Below are 12,902 nucleotides of genomic sequence, written 5' to 3'. Positions count from 1 at the left end.
GAAAATAAGGTGGCAAGGGATTTATACCTTTACCCCCGGAAATGCCGTTCTATTGCGTAACAATACAATCTCTGCACCCATAAGAAAACCGGGGCGCGGTGGCTACTGAAAAGCTGCCGCGTCCCGGCTCTTTTTTTGCGCTTTTATCCGCGCTCTGTCTGCCGTTCCCGTTCCGGCTGCTTCTCTGTCTGTAAAATGCTGTCTATGTTCCGCTTGATAACGTCATACTCCTGTACCTGTTTTTTCAGTTTGCTATAATCGGCATAAAGACTTTCTTTCTGTCCTTGCAGCTTTTCATATTCCGCTTGCAGGGCGGGAACGCTGGGGAGTTTGCCGCCGCTTTGCGCCGCCTTTAGTGCCTTTGCCGCCGCTTCATGGAGGATAATGCTGCGCTCATGCTCTGCCCGGTACTTTTCCTTGTTCCGGGCTTTGCGGTAGGCTTCATAGAGGGGCTTTGTCTTTTGGTAAGTAGTGACGTTCTTAATGAGCAATGCCATATCAGAAAGACGCTTTTCCACTTCCTTTAGGCTGTCCCCTGCCTGTTCGCTTGCCGTGGTGATTTCCTCTATCCGGGTGAGCAGATCGGTGTACTGTTCAATCTTGTTTTCGGTAAGAAAGTTCATAGTCTTTGCCGCCTGTTTCAGATTGTGGATTTTCGCCCACTGTTCATAGCCCCGGCTCTGCTGCGCCTTGATACTATTCTCAATGTCAATGAGAAGATTAACGCCCCTGCGCTCTGTCTTTGGAGCTTTGGCGGCGCGGGTGCGCTTGCCCGCTATCCGTTCCCTTATGGCTTCCTCTGTATAGTCCGCGCCGAGAGTTTTAAGGCGGGTAAAGCGTTCCTGCCCCGGTGCGCGGCACGACACATATTTTCCGGGCTTGATCTCATAGCCCGCCGCCTGTAACCGCTGCAATAGTTCCTCAAAGCTGGAAACTTGGGGAATGAGCGCGTCCACGGCGATCTTTAGCTTGCCTTTCCAGCTTGTCCCCGTTTTCTCCGCTTGGTACTCCGCATAGCTCTTTCCCTTGTTGCCCTTTCCGGGGACGACCACAGAAAGCCCGTTGTCCCGACACAGCTTGTCACTCATGTTCCGTATGCCGTAATACGTCCGTTTGTTGGAAACGTACTTGTGATGATCTACGAAGTTGACCGCGCAGAAAATAATGTGGTTATGGATATGCCCCTTGTCAATGTGCGTCGTTAATACATACTCATGCTGCCCCTTTGTTACCGCGTCGGCAAGCTGCCGCCCGATTTCATGGGCTTTCTGATAGTCCACTTCTCCCGGAGCAAAAGACTGTATCAAGTGAAAAGCTAAATTGTTGCCCTTATCCCGTGCTTGTGAGAGGGTATAGCCAAACTCAATATCTGCCGTTTCATAGCTGCACCCGAAAGAGGACACCAGCATTTTTCCGTCCGTCTTGTCCGGGTTTTCGATATAGTCAAGGGCTTTACTTAGAGTGCTTTTAATAGGCTTAATCTTTGTAACCGCCATATTTCCGCAAGCACCCCCTTGATTTCCTCTATATCCTCTTTATAGGCGTTCCCCGTCGCGTTTACGCGGCGTGCAATCTGATTGACATTCACCCCGATTTTCTGTATCTCCGCTGTCATTGCCTTTATGTCCGTATGGTCTACTTGGATAATGTACCCGTCAATAGCGATCTTGCGCAGATATGCCGCCATGTTGTTTGTGGGGACGAGCTTCATTTTTTCCTCAATCAAGCTCCGTTCTTCCTCTGTCACATAGAATTTGACTTGTACCGTTCTTTTCCGTCCGTTCATGGTTTTTCGCTCCTTTCCGTTCTTATAGAGGGTTTGGGACACTTCCCAACAAGCAATTTCTGACCGACAGGGCGGGCAGAAATACGGAAAAGGGTACTCTTTTCCTATGCTTGCTACGAAAGTTCTTCCTACTACCTACAACACCGAAAAAACCTAAAATGACGGACTTTCACAAAAGAAAAACGCTGCAACCGAAAAGAATTGCAACGCTTCCTAAATCCCTATGTAATTTTGCCGGACAGCAGTTATTCTCCCTCACACTCAACCTCTGCAATCTCCCGCGCCGTGGCGGTGACTATCCGTATTCCCGTATCGCTCATATCGTCCAGCAGCGCGTCAAGCTGCCGCCGCTGGGTATTCTTCCCGGCGGGCTGCTTCAAAAGGAATTGGTCTACCGAGATATTGTAACGCAGCATAAGCTCAAAGAATATCTGTAAGCTGGGGTGCTGCCCCTTATTCTCAATATTCGCAAGGTAGCGCGGAGATATATACATTTCGTCGCATACCTTTTTACGGCTCTCCTTGCGTCCTGTCCTTGCCGCCTTGATCGCCGCCCCAAAAGCCTTGAAATCGTATTGTGGTACTGGTCTTTTTGCCATAGTTATTCACCCTCTTACATTTTACTGTTCACCTTTCTTTTTGGATATGTCTACACAGTTCCATTGATTAGCTTGAATAATTCCCTATTTCTGACGTGGCACTATTGAATTTATTCGGCTAACCGTATATAATTATAGCGATAGAACTTATAGAAAGGGTGAATGAAAATGTTAGAGTATATTTCTGCCCCGGAAGCGGCGAAGAAATGGGGCATTTCAGAAAGACGGGTACAAAAGCTATGCGAGGAAAACCGCATACCCGGCGTGGCAAAATTCAGCCGTATGTGGCTGATACCAAAGGACGCGGAGAAACCGACCGACAAAAGACGAAAAAATTTCAAATCTACATAATAGATTCAAATTACCCTGTTACAATTACGGTTAGGAGGTGCGCTATGAGTAAAATCTTAATTGTTGAGGACGATTTATCTATACAGGCTTTGCTGCATGACTTTATACAGGAAGCCGGGTATAGTGTTGTACTGGCGGCTGACGGTGTGGAAGCCCTTGCGAAGTATTCCGAACAGAGCTTTGATTTAATACTGCTTGATATTATGCTTCCCAAAATTGACGGTTTTGGTGTCTGCGAAGTTATCCGGCAAAAATCAGATGTGCCTATTATCATGCTTACAGCATTAGACGACGAGGGAAACCAGCTAAAAGGCTTGGACTTGCAAGCTGACGATTATATCACAAAGCCGTTTTCTATGCCTGTATTGTTGCGGAAGATTGCCGCTGTCCTACGCCGTTCATCAAAGCAGAATGATATTCCGCAAACTATGAGCTATAAGGATTTGACACTGGATTTAGAGGGGTATAAGGTTTATACAAAGGAAGAAAGCATTGATTTAACGCCCCGCGAGTTTGAAATACTACGGGAACTGATGATACACAAAGGCAGAATTTTAACGCGGCAAAACCTGTTACAGACACTTTGGAAGTATGAGTTTTTCGGGGAAGAACGGATTGTTGACACGCACATAAAGAACTTACGGAAAAAACTTGGTGCTGCTGACTACATAGAAACGATTAGAGGGGTGGGATATAGAATTGATAAGGAAGATTAAAAGTAAATTGTCGGTAAAAGTTTTTTTGATTACATCAATGCTTATGGTGGCTTGCTGCTCTGTAACATATTTGTGTATAGCCCACTTTGCCCCATATATTTATTCCCATGATTTAGCGGAAGTGGAAGAATTGGCTGATATGCTATCAGAGGAATTATCTCATATTCCTAAAGAGGAAGTGCAATATTTCATTCAAGGGTATAATGATATTCTTACAAAGCAGTATGATGATGAGTTTGCTTTTCACCTGTTTCAAAACTCTGGCAATGAAATAGCCTTATCAGACTTAAATGAATTTACTGGCAATAAAATTGATGATTATAAAAGCACAGATACGACAAGAGAATATGAAATATCATTTGCGGACAGCACAGAAGCATATATTTTATTGCTTGCCAAAAACACCAATAAAGAAAGTCAAGTTGTTTTAGCACTTCAAAAGACGCTTCCTATTTTGAGTGTTGCTATTTTATTGGTATCTGTAATTGCAGCTTTTTTCTATACTTGGTATATGACAAAGCCAATTAAAAAAATAAGCAAATTATCAAAGCAAATGGCTGATATGGATTTTAGCGGTTTATGCCCTACTAACCGTACAGACGAAATAGGGGTGCTTTCTCATAGCTTAAATGACCTATCAAAGAAACTGGCGGCTGCTCTTTCAGAGTTACAGGAAGCCAACCAAAAGTTACAAGCTGATATTGACATGGAAAGGCGGCTTGAAAAACAACGGGTAGAATTTTTTGCAGCAGCTTCCCATGAATTAAAAACGCCTATCACCATTATCAAAGGGCAGCTTCAAGGTATGCTCTATCAAGTGGGACGCTATAAAGACCGGGAAACATATCTTGCACAGTCTTTGGAAATTACGGACACTTTGGGAAAAATGGTACAAGAGCTTTTAACAATATCCCGATTAGATACTCCGGGTTATACTTGCAAAAAAAGTAATCTTAATCTTAGCAATTTCATAATTGACCGCATTACAGTGTTTGAAGATTTATTCATGCAAAAGGATTTGACGGTTGAACAATCCATATCCCCGGAGATTTATATTTTAGGCGATATGCAGCTACTTCAAAAAGCATTGGATAATCTTTTAGGAAATGCGGCGGCGTATTCGGGAGCCGGAAATCAAATATTGATAAAGTTATGGAAAGAAACTGAAACGACCACCCTTACGATTGAGAATACAGGCGCACATATCCCCGACGAAGCTATTTCCAAACTGTTTGAACCATTTTATAGGGTAGACCAGTCAAGAAATAGGCAAACAGGCGGCACAGGATTAGGATTATATATTGTAAAAACGATTCTTGATTTGCATGGTGCGAAAATTGAAATTACTAATACTATTCAGGGTGTTATCGTTTCCGTACAGTTTTAGCACTTATATCTCAAAGGCGGCGAGCTTTTTCAGCTTGCCGCCTTTTCTATCTCCACATAAAAAACATATTCAATTCAAAATAGATTCAAGTTAGGGAAGTATTCTTTAACTGTACCCGGAAAGGGCAACAGAAAGGAGCTTCTACTATGAAAAAATATTTAACAATCATTCTTGCAACCCTTTTAACCTTGAGTGTGTTTACAGGGTGTGCAGGGCGAAGTAGTTCGCCGGAACAAAGCAACGTATCAACCACCAATTCCCCTATTGCTACTTCTGAACCGGGGGAAATGCCGGACAATTCCTTTAGTAAAGAGGAATATCAAAAATTGTTGGCTCTGCAATTAGACGGTTATGAGGATATGACTATTTCAGATTATCGGAGCCATATTGCAAAATTGACAGATACAACAGAATACAGAGATTTGTTGGAAAGGTTTTGGAAAAGTCAAATCCTCTACGGGGCAAAAGATACCGACACAACAGCTTCATTCTTGTTTTATGTGCTGCCACTTGCAGGAGATGAATGGAAAACCCAAAATTTCAGTGAGGAAGTGAGGACTTCAAATTCAGCAGATAGCGCAAGGTTGGAATATTCATTTTCCTTAACTATTTTAGACGCTGACACGCTTACTATCCGGGAATATAATACCGCCCGCTTAAATGTGATAAAGGGTATGCAGGATATATTAGGGGATAAGACAGCCCCGGAATTGCAGAATACTAATTCCATATTGGTTGACATTCAAAGCGATACGGATAATCTGATTGAACAATTAAAAACAGAAGAAATTGAAATCTCCATTGAATACGCATATTTTCCGGCTTCCGTACAGGGCATAGATAAAGAAAACGGTCAATCGCAAGGAAACAGCGAACAGGAAACCCGCGTATATTCCAATGGTACGGAAGAAGATTATCGTTCTCTATTCACTTTGAAAACGCCCGATTATCAGAATACGTCAATCAAGGATTTTAACACTTCTTTGTTGGCGTGGGCGAATGAAAATCGTGAAAGAATGGAAAGAATTGATGAAGATACTAAATTCAATGACTTTTCCGTTACTTTAACCGCCGAGGAACTTTCTTTTGTGAGGTTGACAGTATTTTTATCCGGCATGGAGAATGGAAAAGCGATTCAGAGCAGCTACACCGAAACAGAATTGAATCCTTACTATGGTGAATATCTGCCGGAAAAAATCACCAGTGGGAGCCTTGATGTGGCAAGGTGTAATTTATACTATCAATTTTCTTACCGCATTTCAGAAACAGTCACAGTCGGTGAACGTGACCGCCAAATTGAAAATATGATAAATGCGGTACAAACATTTTGGGGCGATATGGACGTTGAAAGTGCATTGAAAATGAGTGAAAGCGATATAGTGAAAAAACTGGAAGATATTGCAGCCACATATACCACAGACCATATAACAATCACTATTAACAAAGAGCAAATCCATTTTGAACGCATGGACGAAAGGGCATATAGAAATTAACAGATACAGCCCCTTTTAAGGGTGACAAACAACTACACTTTTTATTATCTGCCGCACGACGGCAAAAGAAAAAAAGCCGTCGTACAGCAGAGGTATTTACACACGCCTATTCTTACGCGGCGGCTTTTGAGAAATCAAAGCCGCCGTTTCTTTTTATTATCTACAGAAGTGACAGCCTATCCCTAAAGATACGGCGGCTAAAGGAGGTAGCCGCCATGCAATACAAGAGATACCGACAAGGTATGACGGTCTTTGACTTGTCAAAAAAATCCCGTCCACCACCGAGGAAAATTCTACCCATGAATATGAACTGTCTAATCAACTGAATACAGCTTACAATTCCAATACGCCTGTCTGCGTTTTTTGCAGACGGGCGTATTGTTTTTCCCCGAAAAATATTTTCAAAAATCTTGTAAAATCTCAATCATTTTTGGCTTGCGTGGTTTTGAGGGTTTACGAAAGGGGACATCAGAAAAAATCACCCGCTTTCGCGGCTGCGAAAGGAGGTGAGAACATGAATGAACCAATTCGTACCCAATGGGAAATCCGTTGTGCTTTTAATGGCTTTTGCAAACAGGCATTGAAGCGTGAAGCAATGAACGCCCACAGGGACACAAAGCGGCAGCAATCACGGGAAGTAACATTCTCCGACCTGTCACCGCAGGAAGAAAACCAGCTTTATACCTACGACAAGTATTTTGCAGATGATGAAGCTGAACAGTCTTTCTTTATCGCAGGAAAAGAGATAACCGCTAAGCTGCTTGCCGAAGCCCTGCGGAGCTTGCCGGAAGAAAAACGGGAAGCTGTCCTGCTGTATTATTTTTTCGATATGAACGAGAGCGAGATCGCAAAGCTCTGCAAGATTTCACGATCAGCAGTACAGTACCGCCGGACAAGCTCTTTCGAGCTATTAAAACGCTATTTGGAGGAACACGCCTATGACTGCACCGATTGGGAACAATGAAAATGCTGAACGCGGCTTATTACCCTACCCGGTAATCATAGCCGCAACAAAAGGCGACCCGGAAGCTATGGCGATTGTCGTCAAGCACTACGAAAGCTACATAGCGTCCCTGTCTATGCGCAAGCTCTACGACGAGCGGGGAAATGTATATTGGGGCATAGACGAGGACATACGCGACCGTTTACGGTCACGGCTTATGCGGGCTGTCCTTTCATTCGAGGTTTAAGCTGATTTAGGACAGGCAGCGAACCCCTTTCCGCTGTTCTGTCCCCGGCAGAACCTTTCCAGCACCTTGACAAAGAAAGCGGCGCAAGATAACGGCGGCGCAGCATAGGGCAGATCGGATACGTCCCTTTTGCGCCGAGCCATACGGCGGGTGCGCCATGACACTATCCCGGCGGGGTTTTCTTTCCCTGCCGGGACAGCCGAGCGATCAACACCGCACCGGGGAGCAAGTTTAGCAGCTTGCGGGCGACGACAGCGCAGGATATATAATGATACTCCCTTACCGCCACAGTCCGAGCGTTCAAAGCGTCGCAGGCAATGGGTAGGGCTGCATGAGAACCATGCAGGGGTGAAACTCCCGTGAGGTTACGCTGATAACCGTCCGATCACAGCCCCTTTTTCACCATTAACCATTTACCCATTTTTGAAAGGGGGATTTATAGAATGAGCAATGCTGATGTGCCTATTTGGGAAAAGTACACGCTTACCATTGAGGAAGCGTCAAAATATTTCCGCATTGGGGAAAACAAGCTGCGGAAACTTGCAGAGGAAAACCCCACGGCGGGCTGGATATTCTTGAACGGCAACCGTATTCAGATCAAGAGGAAACAGTTTGAAAAGATCATTGACACACTGGACGCAATTTAGCGAAAAAGATAGTGAAAAGGAGCCTTGAATGTGCTATAATAGATGTAGGCATATCAAGGCTCTTTCCGACACGGAAAGGAGCAAAAACAATGTCGGAGAAAAGACGTGATAATAGAAACCGCATTTTGCGTTCGGGAGAGAGCCAGAGAAAAGACGGGAGATATGCTTACAAATATACCGATACTTTTGGTAAAGTGCAATTTGTCTATGCGTGGAAGTTAGTGCCTACGGACAAGACCCCTGCCGGGAAGCGTGACGACATATCCCTTAGAGAAAAGGAAAAAGAGATACAGAAAGACCTTGACGACGGGATAGACACAATCGGAAAGAAAATGACTGTCTGCGAGCTTTACGCGAAGCAGAACCGCCACCGTGGGAACGTAAGGCACAACACCACAAAGGGGCGCGAACGGCTGATGAAGCTGTTGGAAGCGGATAAACTTGGTTCCTACCCCATTGACAGTGTGAAGCTGTCCGACGCGAAAGAATGGGCGTTGCGCATGAAAGAAAAGGGACTATCCTACAAGACCATAAGCAACGACAAGCGTTCTCTGAAAGCTGCTTTTTACACAGCGATACAGGACGACTGTATAAGGAAAAACCCCTTTGACTTCCAGCTAAACACCGTGATCGAGGACGACACAGAGCCGAAAGTACCCCTCACAGGAGAACAGGAAGAAAGCCTTTTATCCTTTATGCAAAGTGATAGCGTCTATCAGAAATACCGTGACGAAGTTATCATACTGCTGGGGACAGGGCTTAGGATTTCCGAACTCTGCGGGCTGACTGAAACCGACCTTGACTTTGAAAACCGGGTAATCAATGTAGACCACCAGCTTTTACGGAGCGCGGAAACAGGCTACTACATAGAGAAGCCCAAAACACAAAGCGGTATCAGACAAATTCCAATGAGTGAAAAAGTGTATGAAGCGTTGGGGCGCGTGTTGGAGAACCGCAAGGGAGCGAAGAAAATCACCATTGACGGTTACAGCAATTTCCTTTTTCTCAACCGGGACGGCTGCCCGAAAACGAATGTGAACTATGCGACCATGTTCCGGGGGCTTGCGAAAAAGTACAACAAGTGCCATGAGGAAGCCTTACCCAAAGTAATGACACCCCACACCCTGCGCCATACGTTCTGCACCAACTTAGCTAATGCGGGCATGAACCCGAAAGCGTTACAGTATATCATGGGACATTCCAACATCACCATGACGCTGAACTATTACGCACACGCAACATTCGCTTCCGCAAGAGCTGAAATGGAAAGGCTGATCGCAGCATAGCAGCAGACGGATTTACTACTTCTTTTACTACCATTGAGAGGGAAAACCTAAGAAGTTTTAAGGGTATATAAGAACTTCTCCCCATATCTAAAATGCCGGGAAAGCCCGAAAATACGGGCTATACCGACATATAAGAACTTCTAAAGAGATAATCTAAATTCACCATAAATTTTGATAAATAGTATATCATGGTTTTTCATCTTTGAAAGTATTTTGAGTTGTTTTCAGGGGAGAGTGGAACTTTCAGTTGGAGCCGGACTATGCGGAGGACTTTTCCTGATCAGTTTGTACACCACTGGTCTGATGCAATTTACGTCCACGGCGGCTTTGATGGCAACGGCGGGTTATGTTTGCATTATATTGCGGCAGGATAAGAAAGGGTTTTGGAGATTTGTATGTCTGGAATTTTTATCATTTTTGCTGAGAAGCGAAGCGATGCTTATGATACAGCCATTTGGAATATTTATTTTAATTGGGTTTCTGGCAGATAGTGTTCAATGGAAAAGTCCTGAAAAAAGAAAGCTGTTATATGGAGTCGGAATTGCGATTGCAGGTATTCTGGTAATTGGGTTTGCAGGTACCTGGATGGGATACCACGATAGGGAATGGCGGGAATATGACAAATATAATAAGGCACGGATAGCCCTTTTTGATTACTATGGAACACCTGAATATGAAGAAGTCAGAGATATTTTAGACAAATATCAGGTTACGGAAACAGAATATGAAGCATATCGTTCCTATGTAATAACTGGTGGAACTATCAATTCGGAATGTGTGGAACAACTTGTTTCCTTTATGAAAAATAAGCAAGGCGGTAAAGTGGAGGCGGGAAGCCTGCTGAAAGGTACACTGACAATTTTGTCGCAGGAAGATTCACTGTCCTGCAGAGGGCTGGTTAAGATGATGTGGGTATGTGCACTGATCGGGATCGTGATTTCCCGGAGATTTCGTTTTTTATATCCGATGCTTGGCCTTGGGATTGCACGCACAGGTGTGTGGTGTTATCTGCTTTTTAAAGGAAGAATTCTTAATCGTGTATCATATCCGTTGTTTTTTTGTGAGATTGTTTGTCTGCTGTTAATTATACTTTGTTCTTATCGTGAAAGTCAGAGAACATTATGGCAGAAAACAGGAATTTTGGTTATCAGTGTTATATTTGTTTTTACCGGATATAAAACGGGTCAGAGACAATATAGATATGTTTGCTCGATAAATGAGGGACAGACTATTTATATAGAGGGATTAAGAGAAGTCAGAAATTATTGTATGGATAATCCGGAGAAACACTTTTTGCTGGATAATACCTCATTTAGTTTTTACAAGGGTAGTGTATTGGAAACAGAGATATATAAACCGACAAATGCAATATATACCGGAGGATGGAACGGCAACTCTCCTGTGAACAGAGAATACAGCAGAAATTATTGCGGAGCGGATTGGAAAGACATTTATGTAATTGTTTATGATGATGGAAACCCGATTGATGTTCAGGCGACATATATTACGGTTCGCTATTTTTCTGAAAAGACAGGCAGAGACGCAGTTTTAGAGGATCGCTTCAGTGTATCCCATGGAGGTTCCTATATTGTATGGCATTTTTAAGGGGGGCAGAGCTTATAATGCAGCCTGTAAATCAAGTAGATCATATGTGCATGTGCGTGATGTTATAGAGGATGAGGTAAAGAAAGTTTGCGAGAGGTGAAGAAGGGCATATTTCATGTTGGAAAAAGAAAAGCAGGCATGATTTTAACAGGGATTCTTTTTCTGTTTTTCATTTTAATCTGGAAAAGTGTGGGCATTTATTTTGAGACCAATGATGATAAGTTTATTGCAGAGATATTATCAGGTGCTGTCACAGGCGAACCAGATGGGCATGTAGTGTACATGAATTATCTGTTGTCTTATCTACTGTCTCTGCTTTATCAGATATGGCCGGGAGTATCGTGGTATGGAGTTTTCCTTGTGCTGTGTCATTTCCTGATGTATTTGGCGTTGCTGCAGACTATCTACAATAGAAGTGAATGCTTTATGGAACAAATTATTATGGTGGGCCTTGTGGGATGCTATGGGCTGACTCATATTTATATGTTGATAGCAATACAATACACTTCCACTGCAGCACTGATGGCGACAATGGGATATATATGCCTGTTATTGATGAAGAATGACCGGAGGAAGCAAGTCTTCTTTTTTGGTTTTGAGTTAATTGCTTTTTTATTACGGCCACAGGCCATGCTGATGGTTCAGCCCATAGGTGCAATGGCATGGATGGGAACGTGCCTGGCTGAAAAAACAGGGAATATAAAGAAGAAGGGGAAAAGGGCCACAAGGATACTTCCAGCTATCGGAGTAATTTTGATAGTCGGATATGCAGGGACTTTGGCAGGCTATCATGGAGAAGAATGGAAGGAATATAAGGAGTTTAAGAATGCGCGTACATCGCTTTTTGACTATTATGGAAATCCGGATTATAATGAGGTAAAAGTTCTTTTGGACCAGCATAATGTGACAGAGAACGAATATGCAGCATTTTGCAATCAGGCAATGATAGATGGTGATATAAATATAGAATGTATAAAAATGCTTGCTGAATTTGCCGAAGAAAGACAGCGTCGAAGTATCAATGTGAGAGCCTTGCTGGAACAGATAGCGGAGAATTATTCTCAGACAGATTATATGGGACTGAAGCAAGTGGCAGGAATAGCGTGGTGGGCCGCTTTACTTTGGACTGTTTTATTGAGAAGATGGTACCTGGCTTTGCCTTTGACAGGAATGGCTTTGGGAAGAACGGTCATCTGGGGATATTTGCTTTATGGAGGACGACTGCCATTTCGGGTAACATTGCCGCTTTATAGCTGTGAGATTTTTATATTAGTATCATTATTGATATTGGACTATACAGAGAGCAAAAAACAGGCGGGCATGGAAAAGCCACTGGGGTTTCTTTTCTGTTTTGTCTTTCTGCTTTTTTGTATTTGGACCGGAAAAAAGCAATACTATGGTGGAAAAGAAGCGAAATTGTGGCAGAGCGCATATATGGAAGGGCTTGTGGAGGTGCAGGAGTATTGTAACAGAAATTTTGAAAAGCGGTATTTATTAGATACAATGTCCTTTTACTATTATACCGGAAGTGCTTTCGAAACACGTATTTATAAGAAGAATAATTATATGTATTCCGGTGGGTGGTTTACAAATACGCCGATAAGGCGCCGCTATCTGCAGGAATATTTTTCAGGGTACGAGGATGATTTTTATCTGATAGTCTATGATGATGGCAGCAGGGAAGAGTACTATGCGGTGAAATATTTTTCCGAAAAAGCTGGCGTGCCTCCAACGCTTGTAGATGAAATTACCGTTTCTCACGGAGGGGTATATCTTGTGTGGCATTTTGACGGTCAGCAGTAACAGTTCAGTGGCCTGTCTGAACTGCTGCAGTCAGTAAAA

General features: G+C 43.4%; 13 protein-coding genes. 10 read left to right on the top strand and 3 right to left on the bottom strand.

The window, feature by feature from the left end:
• Positions 1-143 precede the first annotated feature (143 nt).
• The 3 genes from NSB25_RS08860 to NSB25_RS08850 form a co-directional block, all read right to left on the bottom strand.
• Positions 144-1,496 carry a relaxase/mobilization nuclease domain-containing protein gene (locus tag NSB25_RS08860; protein ID WP_103239296.1) on the bottom strand — a complete coding sequence of 451 codons (1,353 nt, stop codon included), beginning with the start codon at positions 1,494-1,496 and terminating at the stop codon, positions 144-146.
• On the bottom strand, positions 1,457-1,786 hold the full coding sequence (locus NSB25_RS08855; protein WP_103239295.1) for a plasmid mobilization protein: 330 nt from the start codon (positions 1,784-1,786) through the stop codon (positions 1,457-1,459). Before NSB25_RS08855 ends, NSB25_RS08860 begins: the two co-directional genes overlap by 40 nt.
• A gap of 245 nt (positions 1,787-2,031) precedes the next feature.
• Positions 2,032-2,385, bottom strand: coding sequence for a helix-turn-helix transcriptional regulator (locus NSB25_RS08850; protein WP_103239294.1), 354 nt, complete (start codon positions 2,383-2,385; stop codon positions 2,032-2,034).
• Between the two features lie 162 nt (positions 2,386-2,547).
• On the opposite strand from NSB25_RS08850, the gene NSB25_RS08845 reads away from it, so the two are divergent.
• From NSB25_RS08845 to NSB25_RS08800, 10 genes are all read left to right on the top strand, one after another.
• Entirely contained in the window at positions 2,548-2,736 is a 189-nt protein-coding gene (locus tag NSB25_RS08845; protein ID WP_334293787.1) for a helix-turn-helix domain-containing protein, read from the top strand.
• A gap of 44 nt (positions 2,737-2,780) precedes the next feature.
• Positions 2,781-3,452, top strand: a complete 672-nt coding sequence (locus tag NSB25_RS08840; protein ID WP_103239292.1) for a response regulator transcription factor — start codon at positions 2,781-2,783, stop codon at positions 3,450-3,452.
• The gene (locus tag NSB25_RS08835; protein ID WP_103239291.1) at positions 3,436-4,839 is read left to right on the top strand and encodes a sensor histidine kinase; all 1,404 of its coding nucleotides are present in this window, start codon (positions 3,436-3,438) and stop codon (positions 4,837-4,839) included. Before NSB25_RS08840 ends, NSB25_RS08835 begins: the two co-directional genes overlap by 17 nt.
• 146 nt (positions 4,840-4,985) lie before the next feature.
• Positions 4,986-6,332, top strand: a complete 1,347-nt coding sequence (locus NSB25_RS08830; RefSeq protein WP_146040015.1) for a hypothetical protein — start codon at positions 4,986-4,988, stop codon at positions 6,330-6,332.
• Between the two features lie 514 nt (positions 6,333-6,846).
• Positions 6,847-7,296: an RNA polymerase sigma factor gene (locus NSB25_RS08825; RefSeq protein WP_103239289.1), complete on the top strand. Its 450-nt coding sequence runs from the start codon at positions 6,847-6,849 to the stop codon at positions 7,294-7,296.
• Positions 7,271-7,522, top strand: coding sequence for a helix-turn-helix domain-containing protein (locus NSB25_RS08820; RefSeq protein WP_016289982.1), 252 nt, complete (start codon positions 7,271-7,273; stop codon positions 7,520-7,522). The genes NSB25_RS08825 and NSB25_RS08820 overlap by 26 nt, the downstream gene beginning before the upstream one ends.
• A 443-nt stretch (positions 7,523-7,965) precedes the next feature.
• A complete protein-coding gene (locus NSB25_RS08815) occupies positions 7,966-8,169 on the top strand; it encodes an excisionase (RefSeq protein ID WP_016292356.1) in 204 nt (67 codons plus the stop codon).
• A gap of 89 nt (positions 8,170-8,258) precedes the next feature.
• Positions 8,259-9,455 carry a tyrosine-type recombinase/integrase gene (locus NSB25_RS08810; protein ID WP_103239288.1) on the top strand — a complete coding sequence of 399 codons (1,197 nt, stop codon included), beginning with the start codon at positions 8,259-8,261 and terminating at the stop codon, positions 9,453-9,455.
• Between the two features lie 234 nt (positions 9,456-9,689).
• Positions 9,690-11,060: a hypothetical protein gene (locus NSB25_RS08805; protein ID WP_146040014.1), complete on the top strand. Its 1,371-nt coding sequence runs from the start codon at positions 9,690-9,692 to the stop codon at positions 11,058-11,060.
• Positions 11,061-11,198: 138 nt separating this feature from the next.
• Positions 11,199-12,863, top strand: coding sequence for a hypothetical protein (locus tag NSB25_RS08800; RefSeq protein ID WP_146040013.1), 1,665 nt, complete (start codon positions 11,199-11,201; stop codon positions 12,861-12,863).
• Positions 12,864-12,902: the final 39 nt, after the last annotated feature.

It is taken from the genome of Acetatifactor muris, assembly GCF_024623325.1.
Lineage (GTDB): Bacteria > Bacillota > Clostridia > Lachnospirales > Lachnospiraceae > Acetatifactor > Acetatifactor muris.
This window is presented reverse-complemented; position numbering and strand designations above follow the sequence as displayed.

What these genes read in the sequence shown, in the direction of transcription:
- NSB25_RS08860 (WP_103239296.1), bottom strand. Translation starts at nt 1,496, where the DNA reads ATGGCGGTTACAAAGATTAAGCCTATTAAAAGCACTCTAAGTAAAGCC.
- NSB25_RS08855 (WP_103239295.1), bottom strand. Translation starts at nt 1,786, where the DNA reads ATGAACGGACGGAAAAGAACGGTACAAGTCAAATTCTATGTGACAGAG.
- NSB25_RS08850 (WP_103239294.1), bottom strand. Translation starts at nt 2,385, where the DNA reads ATGGCAAAAAGACCAGTACCACAATACGATTTCAAGGCTTTTGGGGCG.
- NSB25_RS08845 (WP_334293787.1), top strand. Translation starts at nt 2,548, where the DNA reads ATGAAAATGTTAGAGTATATTTCTGCCCCGGAAGCGGCGAAGAAATGG.
- NSB25_RS08840 (WP_103239292.1), top strand. Translation starts at nt 2,781, where the DNA reads ATGAGTAAAATCTTAATTGTTGAGGACGATTTATCTATACAGGCTTTG.
- NSB25_RS08830 (WP_146040015.1), top strand. Translation starts at nt 4,986, where the DNA reads ATGAAAAAATATTTAACAATCATTCTTGCAACCCTTTTAACCTTGAGT.
- NSB25_RS08825 (WP_103239289.1), top strand. Translation starts at nt 6,847, where the DNA reads ATGAATGAACCAATTCGTACCCAATGGGAAATCCGTTGTGCTTTTAAT.
- NSB25_RS08820 (WP_016289982.1), top strand. Translation starts at nt 7,271, where the DNA reads ATGACTGCACCGATTGGGAACAATGAAAATGCTGAACGCGGCTTATTA.
- NSB25_RS08815 (WP_016292356.1), top strand. Translation starts at nt 7,966, where the DNA reads ATGAGCAATGCTGATGTGCCTATTTGGGAAAAGTACACGCTTACCATT.
- NSB25_RS08810 (WP_103239288.1), top strand. Translation starts at nt 8,259, where the DNA reads ATGTCGGAGAAAAGACGTGATAATAGAAACCGCATTTTGCGTTCGGGA.
- NSB25_RS08800 (WP_146040013.1), top strand. Translation starts at nt 11,199, where the DNA reads ATGATTTTAACAGGGATTCTTTTTCTGTTTTTCATTTTAATCTGGAAA.